17 protein-coding genes are annotated in these 17,075 nt (G+C 67.4%); 7 read left to right on the top strand and 10 right to left on the bottom strand.

Features of this window, described 5'->3' with window-relative positions; genetic code table 11:
- Together AB0E63_RS32675 and AB0E63_RS32670 are read left to right on the top strand one after the other, a co-directional pair.
- Positions 1 to 995, top strand: a 995-nt coding sequence (locus tag AB0E63_RS32675; protein ID WP_360374783.1) for an FAD-dependent oxidoreductase, incomplete at its 5' end; no start/stop codon positions are given.
- Entirely contained in the window at positions 992 to 1,645 is a 654-nt protein-coding gene (locus AB0E63_RS32670; protein ID WP_360374781.1) for a Rid family hydrolase, read from the top strand. The genes AB0E63_RS32675 and AB0E63_RS32670, both read left to right, overlap by 4 nt.
- A gap of 6 nt (positions 1,646 to 1,651) precedes the next feature.
- On the opposite strand, the gene AB0E63_RS32665 is transcribed toward AB0E63_RS32670, so the two are convergent.
- A complete protein-coding gene (locus AB0E63_RS32665; RefSeq protein WP_360374779.1) occupies positions 1,652 to 1,876 on the bottom strand; it encodes a hypothetical protein in 225 nt (74 codons plus the stop codon).
- Between the two features lie 90 nt (positions 1,877 to 1,966).
- On the opposite strand from AB0E63_RS32665, the gene AB0E63_RS32660 reads away from it, so the two are divergent.
- Both AB0E63_RS32660 and AB0E63_RS32655 read left to right on the top strand, forming a co-directional pair.
- Positions 1,967 to 2,857: an LLM class flavin-dependent oxidoreductase gene (locus AB0E63_RS32660; RefSeq protein ID WP_360374777.1), complete on the top strand. Its 891-nt coding sequence runs from the start codon at positions 1,967 to 1,969 to the stop codon at positions 2,855 to 2,857.
- Positions 2,854 to 3,234 carry a cupin domain-containing protein gene (locus AB0E63_RS32655; protein ID WP_360374775.1) on the top strand — a complete coding sequence of 127 codons (381 nt, stop codon included), beginning with the start codon at positions 2,854 to 2,856 and terminating at the stop codon, positions 3,232 to 3,234. Before AB0E63_RS32660 ends, AB0E63_RS32655 begins: the two co-directional genes overlap by 4 nt.
- 37 nt (positions 3,235 to 3,271) lie before the next feature.
- Here AB0E63_RS32655 and aceB read toward each other — a convergent pair whose 3' ends face one another.
- From aceB to AB0E63_RS32625, 6 genes are read right to left on the bottom strand one after another with little or no spacing between them, the layout of a single operon-like run.
- A complete protein-coding gene (gene aceB / locus AB0E63_RS32650; RefSeq protein ID WP_360374773.1) occupies positions 3,272 to 4,837 on the bottom strand; it encodes a malate synthase A in 1,566 nt (521 codons plus the stop codon).
- A 14-nt stretch (positions 4,838 to 4,851) separates the two neighbouring features.
- A complete protein-coding gene (locus AB0E63_RS32645; protein WP_360374771.1) occupies positions 4,852 to 6,894 on the bottom strand; it encodes an alpha-amylase family protein in 2,043 nt (680 codons plus the stop codon).
- Positions 6,891 to 8,354 (bottom strand): hypothetical protein, encoded by a 1,464-nt coding sequence (locus AB0E63_RS32640; RefSeq protein ID WP_360374769.1) that lies wholly within the window; start codon positions 8,352 to 8,354, stop codon positions 6,891 to 6,893. Before AB0E63_RS32640 ends, AB0E63_RS32645 begins: the two co-directional genes overlap by 4 nt.
- Positions 8,351 to 9,166: a carbohydrate ABC transporter permease gene (locus AB0E63_RS32635; protein ID WP_360374767.1), complete on the bottom strand. Its 816-nt coding sequence runs from the start codon at positions 9,164 to 9,166 to the stop codon at positions 8,351 to 8,353. Before AB0E63_RS32635 ends, AB0E63_RS32640 begins: the two co-directional genes overlap by 4 nt.
- Complete coding sequence (locus AB0E63_RS32630) at positions 9,163 to 10,110, bottom strand: sugar ABC transporter permease (protein ID WP_360374765.1); 948 nt, start codon at positions 10,108 to 10,110, stop codon at positions 9,163 to 9,165. The genes AB0E63_RS32635 and AB0E63_RS32630 overlap by 4 nt, the downstream gene beginning before the upstream one ends.
- Before the next feature lie 5 nt (positions 10,111 to 10,115).
- The gene (locus AB0E63_RS32625) at positions 10,116 to 11,432 is read right to left on the bottom strand and encodes a sugar ABC transporter substrate-binding protein (protein WP_360374763.1); all 1,317 of its coding nucleotides are present in this window, start codon (positions 11,430 to 11,432) and stop codon (positions 10,116 to 10,118) included.
- A gap of 134 nt (positions 11,433 to 11,566) precedes the next feature.
- Between AB0E63_RS32625 and AB0E63_RS32620 the strand changes: the two genes are divergently transcribed.
- On the top strand, positions 11,567 to 12,571 hold the full coding sequence (locus tag AB0E63_RS32620; RefSeq protein ID WP_360374761.1) for a LacI family DNA-binding transcriptional regulator: 1,005 nt from the start codon (positions 11,567 to 11,569) through the stop codon (positions 12,569 to 12,571).
- A gap of 16 nt (positions 12,572 to 12,587) precedes the next feature.
- Here the strand turns inward: AB0E63_RS32620 and AB0E63_RS32615 are convergent, their stop codons facing one another.
- Both AB0E63_RS32615 and AB0E63_RS32610 read right to left on the bottom strand, forming a co-directional pair.
- A complete protein-coding gene (locus tag AB0E63_RS32615) occupies positions 12,588 to 13,445 on the bottom strand; it encodes an LLM class F420-dependent oxidoreductase (RefSeq protein WP_360374759.1) in 858 nt (285 codons plus the stop codon).
- Positions 13,442 to 14,005: a TetR/AcrR family transcriptional regulator gene (locus AB0E63_RS32610; protein ID WP_360374757.1), complete on the bottom strand. Its 564-nt coding sequence runs from the start codon at positions 14,003 to 14,005 to the stop codon at positions 13,442 to 13,444. The genes AB0E63_RS32615 and AB0E63_RS32610 overlap by 4 nt, the downstream gene beginning before the upstream one ends.
- Before the next feature lie 167 nt (positions 14,006 to 14,172).
- Here AB0E63_RS32610 and AB0E63_RS32605 point away from each other — a divergent pair, with 167 nt between their 5' ends.
- Together AB0E63_RS32605 and AB0E63_RS32600 are read left to right on the top strand one after the other, a co-directional pair.
- The gene (locus AB0E63_RS32605) at positions 14,173 to 15,234 is read left to right on the top strand and encodes a glycosyltransferase family 2 protein (RefSeq protein WP_360374755.1); all 1,062 of its coding nucleotides are present in this window, start codon (positions 14,173 to 14,175) and stop codon (positions 15,232 to 15,234) included.
- Positions 15,218 to 16,375, top strand: a complete 1,158-nt coding sequence (locus AB0E63_RS32600) for a hypothetical protein (protein WP_360374787.1) — start codon at positions 15,218 to 15,220, stop codon at positions 16,373 to 16,375. Before AB0E63_RS32605 ends, AB0E63_RS32600 begins: the two co-directional genes overlap by 17 nt.
- Here AB0E63_RS32600 and AB0E63_RS32595 read toward each other — a convergent pair.
- Complete coding sequence (locus tag AB0E63_RS32595) at positions 16,372 to 16,941, bottom strand: TIGR03086 family metal-binding protein (RefSeq protein WP_360374753.1); 570 nt, start codon at positions 16,939 to 16,941, stop codon at positions 16,372 to 16,374. The two genes, AB0E63_RS32600 and AB0E63_RS32595, sit on opposite strands and share 4 nt — an antisense overlap.
- Between the last annotated feature and the right edge of the window lie 134 nt (positions 16,942 to 17,075).

The following is a 17,075-nucleotide window of genomic DNA, read 5'->3' as shown; positions in this document are numbered from 1 at the left end:
GCCTGACGGCGGCCGACAAGCAGGCGCTGACCGGGTTCCTCAGCAGTTTCGGTGCGATCGGGAACAAGGCGACCGGCTTCGCTTACACCGGTACTGACGGCCGCCGCGGCTACACGGTCGAACCGGGCGCCGGGCTGGAAGGCGGTACGACGGCAGCGCCGTACCCGCTGAGCGACGTGTTCGCGAGTGGGGTCGGCAACTACTTCTCGTTCGAGTTCGGCTGGGATCAGGCCATGATGATGTTCCAGCCCGTCGGTGGGATGGACCGGATCCCGTACGCCTTCGAGAAGGCGATCGGCCGGGAGAAGATCAAGTACGGCGCCGAGGTCACCGGTCTGCAGAACACGACAAGCGGCGTACAGGTCACGTACCGGACCGGGACGCGGACCCGGGTGCTGACCGCGGACTACGCCATCTGCACGTTGCCGCCGCACCTGGCCGCCAAGGTCCCGTCCAACCTGCCGGCCCCGATCATCGAGGCCCTGAAGTACGCCCGCCCGACGAACGCGGGCAAGATCGGCATCGAGTACGGCCGGCGCTGGTGGGAGGAGGACCACCGGATCTACGGCGGAATCACCAACAGCAATCTCGACACGGTCAACACCTGGTACCCGTCGACCGGGTTCCACGGCGAACGCGGCACCGTCATCGGCTACTACAACACCGGCGCCAACGCCACGGCGTACGGCGCTTTGACACCGGCCGCCCGGCTGGAACGCGCACTGATGCAGGGCGCCAAGATCCACGGTGATGTCTACACCAAGGACGTCAAGGCGGCCTTCTCGGTGAACTGGCTCGGCACCAAGTACTCCGAGGCGTCGTGGGTGAGCTGGCCGTCGCAGACCGACGGGATCTACGCCCGGCTGCTCGATGCCACCGGCAACATCTACTTCGCCGGTGACCACCTGTCCCACACCATCGCCTGGCAGCACGGCGCGATCGTGTCCGCCCGGGCGACCGTGACCGCCCTGCACAGCCGGGTGACGAGCCGATGAGGCGCCGGCTGCTGATCGGGCTCGTCGTCGTGCTGATCGCCTCGTGCTCGTTCACCGCCGGCGCCGCGGGGTGGTGGGACCGGCCGAAACCGCCGCGGCCGGGCACCGTCGTACCGGCGCTGCCCGCGGGTCAGTCCAACCCGATGATCGCCAGCGGTGTCGGGATCGGGGCGGACACCCCGGTCTACAAGACCAGCGGGATCGGACCGACGGCCCTCAACCCGGGCGCGCCCGCGGGCTCGGAAGCGTCGTACGTCGACAGCGTCGTCTTCCCCGGCGGCACCCTCCCCGCCGGCGTCACCATCACCGAGGCCCAAGGCATCAACGTCCTGCGCCGGATCGGCGAGAACCTGCAGGCGGCGGGTCTGTCGTACGCCGACGTCTACACCATGCGCGTCTTCCTGCAGAACCCCGCCGGCGCGACCGCCGCCGACTTCGCCGGGTGGAACCGCGCCTACCGTCAGTACTTCGCCAACACCGACCTCACCACAGGCAGCTACATCCCGGTCCCACTCGGTACGGCGCCACCCGCCAAGCCCTTCGTAGTCAACAAATCCCGCCCCTCCCGCTTCGCCCTCGAAATCGAGAACCTCCCCGTCACCGGCTGGCTGGTAGAGGTAGAAGTAGACGCCGCCTACCCGAAACGCTGACCCTGTTTACAGGACCGCACCTCGTGGGGCGATCTCCACGGCGGCGACTCCTCGCGCGTAGAGCACGAGGAGTCGATCGCCGTGTCTGCACCGAAGCATGCCGGCATCCTCCGCAAGCGCTGCGACAGCGTGCTCGACGACCTCGTCATCATCGGCCGCCGCAGTCTCCTCGTAGGTGACATCCAGGTGGTCACCGCTCGTGAGCCGGATCCGCAACACAATGCCCGCCATGCTCGCAGCCTAGGCCCGCCGACGCGTCGTTGACAGTGTGACCGGCGGGCCGCAGGCTGCAGTCAACGGCGTCGGCCCGAGGGAGGGCACATGCTGCACGGGATCTACTTGCCGAACCAAGGTGCTTTCGCTGACGTAGGTGTACTCGTGGAGCTGGCGCGGTCAGCTGAAGCGGCCGGATGGGACGGATTCTTCATCTGGGACGAATTGCTGCCGCTGCACCCGCACACGGACGCGGTCCGGGAAGCACTCGGTGAGTCCGACGACGCGGCCGATGCGATGGTGGCACTCACGGCGGTGGCCCTGGCGACTGAGCGGATCCGCTTCGGGACTCTGGTCACGGCGGTGGCCCGGCTGCGGCCGGAGACGTTCGCGCGCCAGGCGGTGACACTGGATCGGCTGTCTTCGGGCCGCCTGGTACTTGGGGTCGGCCTCGGTCACCCGGATGACCAGTTCACCGCGTTCGGGATGGACCTGGATCTTCGGACCAGGGCGGCGATGGTCGACGAATTCCTCGACCTGGTGAACCGTTTGTGGACCGGCGAACGGGTCGACTTCGAAGGCAAGCACTACAGCTGCCGCGGCGTCTCCCTCCGCCCCACGCCGCTTCAACACCCCAGAATCCCGATCTGGATCGGCGCCGGCGGCTCCTTCCGTCCGCCCCGCCGCCGAGCGGCCCGCTGGGACGGGTTCGCCCCAGCCAGCGAGCAGTGGCCGCTGGTGGTGATCCCGCCCGAAACGTACGAGGAAATCGCCGAGGACCTCCGCGCCGTCCGGACGCCCGATACGCCGTACGACGTCGTCCTCATCGGCAACGCCGACGCGACCGAACCCACCCCGGCCACGATCCCGCAGTACGAACGCTCCGGCGTCACCTGGCTTCTCACCCAGGCACTCACCGTCCCCGATGCCCGCGCCCGCATCCTCCAGGGCCCACCCGGTGGCGGGATCGGCTCAGGCGAAGGCAGACTGCTGGAATGACTGAGCCTGTGCGGGTGATCAAGGCCGGTGAGCTGGTGGCGGCTGATCCGACGGCGGGGATGTTCCGGATGCGGGCCTTCGAGTTGCCGATTCTTTGGGCGGGGCAGGTTGTCACCGAGCCTGGGGCGATCTCGGGGTGGCATCACCATGACAAGAACGAGAGCAGTCTCTACATCGTCTCCGGCGTACTGCGGCTGGAATTCGAGGGGAGCGACGAGTACCTGGACGCCGTGGCCGGGGACTTCGTGCACGTGCCGGCGTTCACCATCCACCGGGAGAGCAACCCTTCCGCCGACCCGTCCCTCGCGATCATCGCGAGGGCGGGCGGCGGCATCCCCACAGTGAACGTCGACCCACCTCAGCTGAAGCGCTCGTAGGCAGGCATCCCCCTACAACCCTTCTTTTCTTTGCTCTTCAGCTGAAGCGCTCGTAGGCAGGAAGCGTCAGGAAATCTACGTATTCATCAGCGAGAGCAACCTCGAGGAAGAGGGCGCGGGCTGACTGGTAGCGGAGGTACTGGTCGAGCTTGGTGATCTCCTCGTCGGCGATGCGTTCGACGAGTTCGGTGGTGACGGTCTCGCCGGTGTCGAGGACGACACCGTTCCGGCGCCACTGCCAGATCTGCGAGCGGGAGATCTCCGCGGTGGCCGCGTCCTCCATCAGGTTGAAGATGCCGACCGCGCCCAGACCCTCCAGCCAGGCGGCGAGGTACTGGATGGCGACGCTGACGTTGTTCCGCAGGCCGGCCTCGGTCACCTCGCCGGGCGTGGCAGCGACGTCGAGCAGTTGCTCGGCGGTCACCGACACATCCTCGCGGAGCTTGTCGACCTGATTCGGCCGGTCGCCCAGCACCGAGTCGAAGACGGCCCGGCAGGTCTCGACCATGCCGGGGTGCGCGACCCACGACCCGTCGAACCCGTCACCGGCCTCGCGCGTCTTGTCCGCCTCGACCTTCGCGAACGCCTGCTCGTTCACGGCCGGGTCCTTGCTCGGGATGAACGCCGCCATCCCGCCGATCGCGTGCGCGCCCCGCTTGTGACACGTCCGTACCAGCAGTTCGGTGTACGCGCGCATGAACGGCACCGTCATCGTCACGCTGTTGCGGTCCGGCAACTGGAAGTCGACGCCCCGGGTCCGGTGCGTCTTGATCACGCTGAACATGTAGTCCCAGCGGCCCGCGTTCAGCCCGGCCGAGTGCTCGCGCAGCTCGTAGAGGATCTCCTCCATCTCGAACGCGGCCGGGTAGGTCTCGATCAGCACCGTCGCCCGGATCGTCCCGCGCGGAATCCCGAGCGCCTCCTGCGCGGTGACGAACACGTCGTTCCAGAGCCGCGCCTCGAGGTGCGACTCCATCTTCGGCAGGTAGAAGTACGGCCCCTGCCCACGGTCGAGCTGCAGCTGCGCACAGGTGGCGAAGTACAGCGCGAAGTCCACCAGCGAACCGCTCACGGGTACGCCGTCGACCCGGATGTGCTTCTCCGGCAGGTGCCACCCGCGCGGCCGGACGACGATGGTCGCCAGCTCGTCGTCCGGCTTCAGCGCGTAGCTCTTCGCGTCCGTACTGAAGTCGATCCGCCGGGTGATCGCGTCGAGCAGGTTCAGCTGACCGCCGACCACGTTCTGCCAGGTCGGCGTGTTCGCGTCCTCCTGGTCGGCCAGCCAGACCTTCGCGCCCGAGTTCAGCGCGTTGATCGTCATCTTCCGGTCGGTCGGCCCGGTGATCTCCACCCGGCGGTCGACCAGCCCCGGCGCCGCGGCGGCGACCCGCCAGTCCGGGTCGTCCCGCACGTCCTTGGTCTCCGGCAGGAACCCCAGCGATGCCCCGGCCGCGATCTCCGCGACCCGCTCCTTGCGCCGCTCGAGCAGCTCACGCCGCCGCCCGTCGTACTCGCGGTGCAGTTGCTCGATCAGTCCGAGCGCCCGCTCGGTCAGGATCTCGTCGTACCGCTCGTTCCGTGCACCGGTGACCTCGACTGCCACGAACCCACTCCTTCTCACTCGAAGACCACGACCTCGTGATCGGCGATCCGCGCCACCTCGACCGTAATCCAGCCGTCCCGTTCGTTCACCTCCGCCTCCCCGCCCGCGACCAGGAACCGCGCCCGCCGGCCGGTCGCCCTGACCCTGATCGTGAACGGTCCGGCCGGCGTGAACTCCTCCAGCCGCCCGCGCCAGGCACCGCCCTGGTCGAGGTTGACCAGGTGCAGGACGTGCCACTCGCCCTGCCGGTACAACTGACAGTCGAGTACGCCCGCGCCGTCCACCTGCAGCGGGATCTCGCCGTCGGCCGCCCGGCGGACGAGATTCGCCAGCAGCCGTCCGTGGTCAGGATGGTGATACTGCGCGTACAGCCGGTCCAGGTCCGCGGCCAGGTACGCCGTCCGCTCGCCGAGCACCACCACGGGTACGTCGGTCCGCGGCTCGGCCATCCACGACAGCTCCGGCGGGTAGATCGGGAACGGCGGCACATAGGTCACCGCGGCCCCGGCGGCCTCGACCAGCTCCAACTGTCCACCGAACGGCAACAGATCGGTGTCCCCGAAGCCGTCTGCGATCCCCCGATCCTCGATCCGCAGATAGCTGTGCGCGCCGTACGTCTCCCAGTCGACCTGTCCCGCCTCCAGCCGCTTCCCCTGGTGACGCACCCCGAGCAGCCCGGCGAGCGCCGACTCGTCCCGCCGATCACCCCATTCGTCGTACAGGCCTGACTCCCCGGTGACCACGAGCCGCCCACCGCCCTCGACGTACGCCGTCAACGCCTCGCACTGGGGATCGGTGAGGACACCGACGTTCGGGACGATGATCACCGCGAGCCGCGGGTCGACCTCATGGATCGGCAGGTACGGGATCCGGGCCCGGACCAGCGCGTCCACCCACCCGCGATACGGCAGCTGGCTCGTCGTCTCCGGATCGTCCTTGCCGTGGAAGTCCACACTGCGCTGACTCCACAGCAGCCCGACCGTGGCGACCGGCTCCCGGTTGATCAGGTAGTCCTCGTGCTTCTCATGCCACTCGAACAGCGACTCGGCCGTGGCGTACTGCCGCCGGTCCTCGTGCACCGACCCGATGTGGTGCCACCACGGCTGGATCCCGCCCGCGAACCCCTCGACCGCCCACATCCGCGCCTCCGGCTCGGGCTTGCTCCCGAGCCGGAAGGTCGGTACGCCGGCGTCGTACATCGCGGTGCTCTCCGGGATCAGCGTGTCCCACCCGAGCAGGCCGTGCAGCCGCTTACCGGAGTCCGCGTTCGCCTGGAACCCGGACTCCTCGTGCCGCCACTGCGAGTCGAGCATGAAGATCGAGGCCCGCTTGCTGATCTCCACGTCATCGCGCAGTCGCTTGCTCTGGGCAACGACTTCGCCGCCGTTCATCCCGATCCACAGGCAGTCCGGCCCGCCGGCTCTGCGCGTCACCTCGTTGTTGAGGTCCCAGACCGCCAACCGCCGGTCGTAACTCCACCGGATCCACTGCCGGTACGCCGGATCCGCCCAGTCCACGCCGGTCGGGAGGTCCTGGCCGAAGCTGTCCCGGCAGTTCGGGCAGTAGCAGATCTGGTCCCGGCCGAGTCCGCTCCAGCTGTTGTCGGTGAGCCCGTCCGGCGCGGTGCGTTCGATGATCTCCTCGAGGATCCCGGTCAGGAAGTCCCGGTAGTACGGGCCGGTGACACAGGCGACGTACAGTTTCCCGGCCCGGTACGGGTTGCCCTCGGCATCGATCGCGAACCAGTCCGGATGGGCGTCGTACAAGGGCTGGTGGGCCCGGTTCGAGTCCATCCGGGCCAGTACGGTGAGCCCGTCCTCCTTGGCGAGCTCGACGATCTCGCCGTACAGGTCGCGATCGCCGAGGAACTCGGCCCGGTGCTGCAGTTCGAACTTGCTCGGGTAGTAGGCGACAATCCCACCGGCGTTGACGATCACCCCTTGGACGTGCGTACGACGCCAGTGCTCGCGCCACCAGTCGGCGTCGTACCGGGCCGGGTCCTTCTCGGTCAGGTTGGTCTGCGCCCAGCGCAGGGTGCGCTGGTACCAAGGTTTCACTTGAGGCTCCGGAGAGCGTCGCCCGCGCCGGACAGGTTCTCCAGCAGCATCTCGGAGTACTTGCGACTCAGTACGACGCCCTCCGCGCCACCCGCGAACGCGGCCAGCGTCGCGTCCCGCACGGACTCCCGGCTGCACGCGGTGAGCTCGCCCTCGTTGTCGTCCCAGTTGATCTTGGTCCCCAGGTCGCGCGGCGACTCCAGCCCGCGCTGCTTGGCGACGCCGACCGGGATGTCGATGTCGATCCCCGGGTAGATCTTGCTCTGCCCGCCAACACCCGCGACGGCTCGCTCGGTCTCCCGGCGGACGTAGTCGGCGCTGAAACCGGTCTGCGGCAGCTTCTCGTAGTCGCCCTCGTCGAGCTGCAGCAGCTTCATCATCAACGGGTAGACGTCCTCCGGATCCGCGTCGGCGAACAGTGCGCCGCAGATGCTCTTCACCCAGGTGAAGAACCGCGGACCGGCGCAGTTGTTGTAGATGACCACCTTGATGAAGTCGGAGAACTTCGCCATCTCGGTGTAGTCCTGGTCAGCCCGGTAGAACGGGCTGAACGAGATGTTGTGGTAGACGTGCCAGCCGACCTGGACCTCGGGTGAGATCGACTTGGCGACCCCGTAGATGTCGCGGTACAGCTGCCGCTGGCTCTCGGTCCACAGCGTCTGCCAGGCCAGCACCTCCGGGAAGTTGAGCAGGATCCGCCAGAAGGCGACGAAGGCGCCGTCGACCGGACGCTCACCGGCGCCGACCCGCTGGTTCCACTCGACCAGCTCGCGGTAGCCCTGCATCGCCCGGGCCACGTCGATGCCGCGATCGCGGCCGATCTGCCGGCAGTGCGGGCAGAAGCAGCCGACCTCGGCCACCTCGACCGTGCCCTGCATCAGCATGTTCAGCGGACCGGGCCGCTCCGAGCACCACGCCAGCCCGTCGAGCTCGTAGCTCTGCACGTAGTCCTCGACGAACCCGAGATGCCAGTTGCGGTAGTCCGGGTTGTTGAAGCAGGGCCGCCGCCCCGGCCGCGACCACGCGTCCACCTCGAGCACCTTGGCGAAGTTCGGGTACGTGCGGAGTTGGCGAGCGCCACCGCTCTCCTCCATCCACGCGAACGACTTCATCCCGCGCTCGCGGGCCTTCGGGATCACCTCACTCAGCAGGTCCAGCTCCGGATGTTCCGGTGCCCGGCCGACCGCGCCGAGTGCGGTGTTGCCGTAGTACTGCGGGTGCGGCGTCGCGTAGTTGCCGCCCACCCAGCCCAGGTCGTACTCCGATCCGCCGTGGTCGGGGATCGGATGCCCGGGGATCTGCCGCCCGCCGGTCCCCCGGGTCCAGGTCGGCGTGGCCAGGAACAGCGCGTTCACCGCGCCGCGATCGGCCAGGATGTCCAGTGTCTGGTCGACGCCTTCGTCGACGAACGAAACCGCTCCGATCTGCATGGCAACGAGCCGGTCCGGCACGGAGCTCACCCCTTCATTCCTGTCATCGTGATGCCTTGGATGAAATAGCGCTGCGCAAAGAGGAAGACGGCGATCACCGGTACGACGGACACCGTCGCACCGCACATCAGCAGACTGATCTGGGTGAAGTACTCGCCCTGGAACTGGGCCAGTGCCACCGGCAGCGTCTGCAGGTTCTCGGAATTGATGTAGATCAGTGGGCCGAACAGGTCGTTCCACGACTCGAGGAAGGTGAACACCCCGATCGCGGCCAGCGCCGGTTTGGTCTGCGGCAGCATGATCCGCCAGTAGATGCCGAACGTGGACGCCCCGTCGATCTTGCCCGCGTCCTCGAGCTCGTTCGGGATGGTCAGGAAGGACTGCCGCATCAGGAACGTCGCGAACACCGGCGTGAGCACCTTCGGCACCCACAGCGGGTACTGCGTGTCCACCCAGCCGATCTGGCGGAACACGATGTACTGCGGGATCAGGTAGGCGATGCCCGGGATGATCGAGGTGGCCAGCAGCACCATGAACGCCGCGTCCCGGCCGGCGAACTTCAACCGCGCGAACGCGTACCCGGCCATCGACGCGACGATCAGGATGCCGACCACGTTGAGCCCGGCCAGTTTCACGCTGTTCCACAGGAACACCGGGATCAGGTCGAACACCTCCCGGTAGTTGTCCCACTGCGCGTCCGACGGCAGGAACTTCGGCGGCACACTCAGCACCTTCGCCTCGGGCCGGAGCGACGCACTGACCATCCACACCAGGGGCGCGAGGAACACGAGCGCGAACAGGGACATCACGACGTACTGCGAGGTCTTGCCGACGAGTCTCATGAGTAGAACACCCACCTCTTCTGCAGCTTCCACTGCAGGTAGGTGACGGTCGCGATCACCGCGAAGAGGATCCACGCCATCGCCGAGGCGTAGCCGATCTTCCCGAAGCCGAACGCGTTCTGGTAGATGTTGAAGATGTAGACGCTGGTGGCGTGGCCCGGCCCGCCCTTGGTCATCACGTAGATCAGGCCGAACACCTGGAACGACGTGATGAACTGTGTGATCAGCAGGAACAGGAAGTGCGGCGTCAGCAACGGCAGCGTGATGAACCGCAGCCGCTGCCAGGCCCCGGCACCGTCGATCTTCGCGGACTCGAAGTACTCGTTGGGCAGGCCTTGCAGACCTGCGAGCAGGATGATCATCGGGTAGCCGATGCCCTGCCAGACGCTGACCATGATCACCGCCGGCATCGCCCAGGTCGAGCTCGACAACCACTGTGGGCCGTGGATGCCGACCTGGCTGAGCAGTCCGTTGACCACGCCGCTGTCCGGCTGGAAGAACCAGAACCAGACGAATCCGATCGCGACGACGTTCGTGACGTACGGCGCGAAGTACGCCGTACGGAAGAAGGCGACGCCGCGGATCGGACGGGAGCACAGCAGCGCCAGGACCAGTCCGATGCCGATGGTGAGCGGGATGCTGGCGAGGGTGAAGTAGACGGTGTTCTTGAAGGTCTGCAGGAACAACGGGTCGTTGCTGAACAGATCGGTGAAGTTCTTCAGGCCGACGAACTTCGGTGCGGAGATGCCGTTCCAGTCGGTCAGCGAGGCGGCCATCGAGACCAGGATCGGGAAGAACTGGAACGCTACGACTCCGACCACGATCGGGCTGATGAACAGCCAGCCGGTCAGGTTCTGCTTGCGGCGGGCCCGGCGTACCTCGGCGCTGCGGTCGACTGGCGCGACCGCGGCCACCGGGTCCCGCGTCGATGTAGTCGTTGCCATCGACATCAACTACCCTTCAGCGCGTTCTCCACCTGAGGTTTGACCTTCTGGAGCACGTCGCCGACCTGTTTCTCGCAGTTGTAGGCCTGGTCCAACGCGGGCCGGTACAACTCGCGGGCGCCGAGCGTGTTCTTGGTCTGGTTGGTCGCGGTCAGGTGCTTCGCCGCCTCGCCGAACAACGCGATGTGCTCGGGCATCTTCCCGTTCGGGGCGAGAGTGGCCGCGACCTTGTTGTTGATCGGGGTGAACGCGCCGCCTTGCAGGAGGATCTTGCCGCCCTCCTCGCCGGCCAGGAACTTGAGCAAGCCCCACGCCTGATCGGGATTCTTCGCGGTCTTCGGGATGCAGAAGACGATCACGCTGGACTCGGTCTTCTGCTCCAGGTCGGCCGGCGGCGGCGCCACGTCCCAGGTGAAGTCCTTCACCGTGGTCCGCATGTACGGCACGGTGCCGAAGGTCGCGAACATCATCGCGATCTTGCCCTGCGCGAACATCTGGTTCTGCACGTTGTCCTGCTGCAGCGCCGACCACGGCGGCTGCACCTTGTCCTTGCAGGTCAGGTCGGTCGCCCACTGCAGGGCCTCGACCTCCTTGGCGTCCGGCAACGTGAACTTCGTGCCGTCGGTGGAGAAGATCCCCGTCTGACTGCCGTGGTTGACCGTGAACGTCTGCTCGTATCCCGTGTCCAGATAGACCAGAGCGCCGTACTGCTTCTTGGCCGGGTCGGTCAGCTTCTTCGCCGTCTCGGCGAAGTCGGACCAGGTCCAGCCGGCCGACGACCAGTCCGTCGGCGGCAGCGGTACGCCGGCCTGCTTGAACAGATCGACGTTGTAGAAGATCAGCCGCGGCTGGTACCCGAGGATCCAGGCGGTGTGCGAACCGTCCGGCTGCTTCGGGAACTCGTACGCCTCCTTGGCGAAGGCGCTGGTGTCCAGTTGGTCCTTCTCGATGTACGGCTTCAGGTCGAGCAGCGCACCCTGTTCGGAGAAGCCGCGGACGAAGTCGTCGTTGATCCGCATGATGTCCGGCGGACTGCCGCCCGCGAGCAGCGTGCGCATCTTGGTGTCGTACTCCTGGGTGACCGCCGGCTGCACGGTGACTTTCGCGCCGGAGGACTTCTCGTAGGCCTGGATCGCCTGCTCGAGCGGGGTGCCCTTGACCTGCTCCCAGTTCAGGAAGGTCAGGCTCTTGCCACCGCTCGAACTGCCGTTGCCGTTACCACCACAGCCGGCCAGCGCACCGCCGGCCGCCAGTCCAGCCGAGAGTGTTCCCAGGCCGGCGAGAAACCTGCGGCGGCTCAGGTTGGAGAGTTGTGTCTGCACCGGAATCTCCCATCCGCGAGGGATGAATACGTATACAATGAATACGTATACAATGCCTGGTTACCGAGGTCAACGGCGAACGGCGACACTCTTCAGTAGGGTTCAGCATCCGGACAACGAGGGGGAGGCGGATCGTGACGCGACCACCGACGAGCAGAGATCTTGCCCGGCTGGCCGGGGTGTCCCAGGCCACGGTTTCACGGGTGCTGACGAACAATCCGAAGGTCAACCCGGACACCAGGGCCCGGGTCCTGCAGGTGCTGAAGGACGCGAACTACACACCGAACGCGTTGGCCCGCGCGATGAAGACCGGACGGACGGACACCATCGGGGTGTTCATGACCCGGGTCACCAGCCCGTTCCATGCCGAACTGCTGGACGAGATCGGCCGGGTGCTCAGCTCGCTCGGCCAGCACATGATCCTGTGGAACATCGAGCACGACCCCGAGGAGGCAATCGCCGGGGTTCTGCAGCAGCGCCTGGTCGACGGATTCCTGCTCACGTCGGCGACGTACGACTCGAAGCTGCACACGATGGCGCTCGCCTCGGGGACACCGACGGTTCTCCTGCACCGCGGCATCGACGGGCTCGACTGCGACCAGGTCGTCGGCGACAACTGGCAGGGCGCGTACGACGCCGGTCAGTACCTGGTCGATGCGGGCCACACCAACATCGGCCTGGTCAACTTGACCCACACCGGGAACACCTCCCGCGACCGCGACCTCGGCTTCCGGGCCGCGCTCGCTGACGCCGGGGTCAAGATCAAACTCGGCAACGTCATGTCGGTCGGCGTATCGCACGCGGACGGCCATGCCGCGGCGACGAAACTGCTCTCGCGCAAGAATCCGCCGACCGCGATCTACACGGTCACCGACCTGCTCGCCTTCGGCATCCTGGACGGCGCCAGAGCACTCGGCCGCAAGGTCCCCGACGACGTCTGGGTCATCGGCTTCGACAACACCGAACTGGCCGCCTGGGAGTCCTTCGACCTCACCTCGGTCGAGCAGCCCGTCCACGCCATCGTCGAAACCGGCATCAACCTCCTCCGCGAACGCATCGCCGACCCAGACCGCCCCACCGAAATCATCAGCCTCCCCTGCCCGCTGGTCATCCGAGGCTCAACCGCCCACCACCGCTAGCTCGCGATGGATCGAGCTAGGTGAGTCTCGGGAGCACGTCGCGGAGGACGGCGGCGTGGTCCTCGGGTTTGGCGAGGCCCATCTTCATGGTGTTGACGCCGAGGTGGGTCGCGCCGAGTTCGCGCCAGCCGTCGGCGAACGCTCGCCAGTCCTGCTCGGGGACGGCGCCTAGTGTGAGTCGCGCTTCGATGCCGATCGAGTTCGGGTCACGGCCGGCTTCTTCTGCTGTTTGCCGGATCAGGGCGACCTGTTGGCGCGCAGTCTCGTCGGGTGCCGACTGCGGCATCCAGCCGTCGCCGATCCGCCCGGTCCTGCGCAGTACGGCGTCCGCACCGCCGCCGAACCAGATGGGGATCTGCCGGGCGGGCAACGGGTTGAGGCCGGCCTCCTCGATCTCGTGGAACTTCCCTTGGTAGGACATGACAGGCTCGGCCCACAACGTACGCAATACGTCGACCTGCTCTTCCAGCAGTGCCCCGCGCTGCCTGAACGGCACACCGAGCGCCTGGTACTCGACCTGGTTCCACCCGATGCCGACGCCCAGCCGCAGGCGACCGCCGCTCAGCACATCAATCTCGGCCGCCTGCTTGGCCACCAGCGCCGTCTGCCGCTGCGGCAGCACCAGTACGCCGGTCACCAGCTCGAGCTCGGTGGTGATGGCCGCCATGAACCCGAACAAGACGAAGACCTCATGAAACAAGGACTTGTCGGTGTAGCCGGTCCAGCCGGGCCGGTTGGCCGGATCCGCGCCGAGCACGTGGTCGTAGGCGAGCGCGTGGTTGTACCCCGCCGTCTCCACGGTCGTCGTCCACTCGCGCACCACCCGCGGGTCCGCGCCGATCTCGAGCTGGGGGAACACCGCACCGATCTTCACTTGGTAGCCTCCGGCAACAGGTTGATCAGACCCTGGACAGCCAACTCGAACGGCTCGACCGAGTCAGCCGCCCGGGCCAGCACGTACCCGCCCTGCAGCACCGCCGCGATCGTCGCGGCCGTCTGCTCGGCGTCCAGCCGGTCAGGATACTCGCCCTTACGTTTGCCTTCAGCAACAATCTCCGCCAGCCGGCTTCGCAACCACGCGAACGTCTCCGCCACCGGCGCGCGCAACTCCGGATCCCCCATCACGTCCGGATCAGCCGTCAACCGCCCGATCCGGCACCCCCTCAAGACGTCCCGCTCCCGCTCCAGGTAGTGCGTAATCCGGTCGGTCGCCGTACCCGGTTCCTCGAACTGCTCCTCAGCCGCCGCCCGCAACTCCAGCCCCGACCGCTCGATGGCCGCCTTCGCCAACTCCGCCTTCCCCGCGAAGTGGTGATACATACTCCCCTGCCCCGCATCCGCAGCCCGCTGAATCGCCTTCGGCGAGGTCCCCACATACCCCCGCTCCCACAACAACTCCTGCGTACTCCGAATCAACCGCTCCACCGTCTCCACCCACCCACTGTACCCACAGGTACAGCCCCCAAGACCTGAAGCTGGGGATCACGCCTGCGCCAGGCCCCGGCCATCCGTCCCGGTGAGCAGACTGGACGGGGACGCGACTGACGAGAACTGCCGCCGCGGAGCGCGTCCTTTGGCGGGGACCGATAGTCTCGGGCGCCATGAGCACCAGCGTCGCCATTGCGGTAATCACGTTCAGGCGACCTGCTCTGTTGCACGCGCTGCTGGCCAGCCTCCAGGCTCAGGAATTGCCGGAGGGCTCCGACTACGCGATCCGGATCGTGGTGGTCGACAACGACGCGGAGGGGTCGGCCGCGCGGGTGCTGGAGGAGTTCGGAGCGGGTACGCCGTACCCGATCGAGTCGGTGGTGGAAGCGGAGCCGGGGATCCCCTTCGCGCGGGAGCGGTCGGTCGAGCTGTGCTGGAACGACGACGCGCTCATCTTCGTGGACGACGACGAGGTCGCGCCGCCCGACTGGCTCACAACCCTCCTGAAGGCCTGGGAGTCGACCGGCGCCGACGTGGTCACCGGGCCGGTCAAGGGCAACCTGCCCCCCGGCGCCCCGGCGTGGAACCACTACAGCGACGTCCACGACTCGACCGGCAGGCACACCACCGGCGAGGAACTGCGCAAGGCGTACACGAACAACACCCTGGTCAGCCGGCGGGTCTACCACGCGGTCACGCCGGGCTTCCACCCCGCGTTCCGCTACACCGGCTCCAGCGACCTGCACTTCTTTCTCCGGGTGCACCGGGCCGGGTTCCGGATCGTGTGGTGCGAGGAGGCCTGCATCGCCGAGGACGTGCCGGTCGGGCGGACCACGCTGCGCTGGCTGGTACGGCGTGCGTTCCGGTCCGGCAGCGGGGACACGATCAGCCGGTTGCTGATCCGGCCGGGTGCGGTCAGCTATCTGATGGTGCTGGCCTATGCTTCGGCCCGGGTGATCTCGGCGATCGGGTACGCCCTCGCCGGGCTGCTGCTCGGTCGGAAGACGCACCTGCTGAAGGCAGTCCGCCGGTTCTTCTCCGGCGTCGGCAGTCTCGCGGGCATAGTGGGGATCAACCATGACGAGTACCGGGAACGGCACGGGGCCGAATCAAGGGCCGACGGTGGCGAGCCTGTGCCGGGCGATCTGGCAGGTGGAGACGGACCTGAATCTGCTCGAGTGGCGGATCCAGAGCGCGCATCCGTGGCCGATCATCCGGATGCGCGTCTTCCATGAGCTGACCCGCCGCAGCGGCATCCACGGCGCACCACATCCGGTACGGCGTACGCCGTACGACAAAGCCGGTCTCGTCGCCAAGCACGTGAGCGGACTCGTCACCCGGAACCCGTTTCTCGGCCGGTACGACGCTCTCGTCGTACCGCATCCGCGGAAACCGGACGGTGTCGAGATCTACACCGATGAACTCCGCGCCACCCTGGGCCCATCAGCACTAGTCCTGGATTCCGGCATCAACGGGACCCCACTGCCCGGCAGCAAGAACCTGGACTTCTTCACATCAGCCGCCGGCGCGGTACACAAACGCCAGCTGGACGACCGTGGGATCAGCCATGCGCTGAGGGAACTGACCGGTGTCGAGGTGCCAGTGGGTGCACTGCTCGCGAGGGAGGTCCCGAAGCACCAGCGATTGCGAGCGCTGTACCGCACGCTGCTGCGACGCCATCGGATCGAGACCGTCTACGTGGTCGTCGCCTACTTCCACCAGCACATCGTCGGCGCCGCGCGCGATCTCGGGATCCGGGTGGTGGAGCTGCAGCACGGCGCGATCAGCCCGTTCCACCTCGGCTACAGCTACCCGGGCCGCCCGGTCGTCCCGGATCAGCCGGACGAGCTGTGGTGCTTCGGCTCGTACTGGACCGTCGTCGCCGAGCTGCCCGCCGGTACGTCGACAGCGGTGGCCGGCGCGACCTTCCTTCCCAAGCCGGGTCCGAAGGATCCGCGGCGCGTCGTCTTCCTGTCGCAGGGCACGATCGGCGCCGAGCTTCTCCACGTCGCCGAGTCGGTCGCCAAGGAGCATCCGGACCTGGAGGTCCTGTTCCGCCTGCACCCGAGCGAGCACGCGTCGGACTACACGATCCCCGCCGGCGTGCAGTTGTCGACCGGCGGCAGCACGCTGGATCTGCTGGCTTCGGCCACCTACCAGGTCGGCGTCTCGACGACGGCCCTGTTCGAGGGGATGGCCCTCGGCTGCCGGACCGCCGTCGCGAACCTGCCCGGGCACGAGTACCTCGCACCGGCGATCGAGAAGGGGCACGCGCTGCTGATGTCCCGCCCGTCGGAGCTGACGAAGGCGCCGCTCTGCGCGGACGCCGGCGCGTACTACGCCCCGAGCAACCTGGCCGGCCTCGTCAACAGTTAAGGCTGACGACCGATCATTCCGAGCAGGCGGTCCTGAAGTGAGGCGTCCGCAGGCACCTTGACCTCCGGACCGAACACCTCGATCCCCTCACCGAACGCGCCAGGCGTCCGGAACTTCTCCATCAGCTCCGGCGGGATAGCCGCCGTACTCGCCCAGAGCAGCTCGACGTCGATCGGATCCATCGTCTCGTCCTGACCAGTTGCCCGAGCCAGGTCCCAGCCGTGCAGAACCAGGTCGTCGGAGATCACCTGGTCGATGTTGTTCTCGGTCGTCAGCGGCCCCATCGGCGTGTCGGCCTCGGTCAGCGCGAGTACCGGGTCGTCGAGCACCTGTTCCACCGCCGCGCGGGCCTCCTGGAAGGCGACCAGCGGATCGTCGCTCGGCTCCAGCTTCCGGCTGACCGGCTGGAGCAGATGGGCGTGCATGCCGACCACATGGTCCACCACGTCGCGCGCCGTCCACCGTTCACACGGCGACTGGTTCTCCCACTGCTCCGGCCGCACGGCCGCGACCTTCCGCTCAAACGCCCCGGCCCGTCGACTGTACCGATCCGCGATCTCACCCATTCCCGCATCTTGCCCGCCCCCACCGCCGCCAGGGAAGACGCAACCTTGTGCACGGCTCAACCAAGATTCGGCGCCGGGAATGGTCGACCGGTGCTCAAGGTGGGGTTGGTGCGGCGGTGGAATGTCGGCGGCGG

This window comes from Kribbella sp. NPDC026596 (genome assembly GCF_040638415.1).
Lineage (GTDB): Bacteria > Actinomycetota > Actinomycetes > Propionibacteriales > Kribbellaceae > Kribbella.
This window is presented reverse-complemented; position numbering and strand designations above follow the sequence as displayed.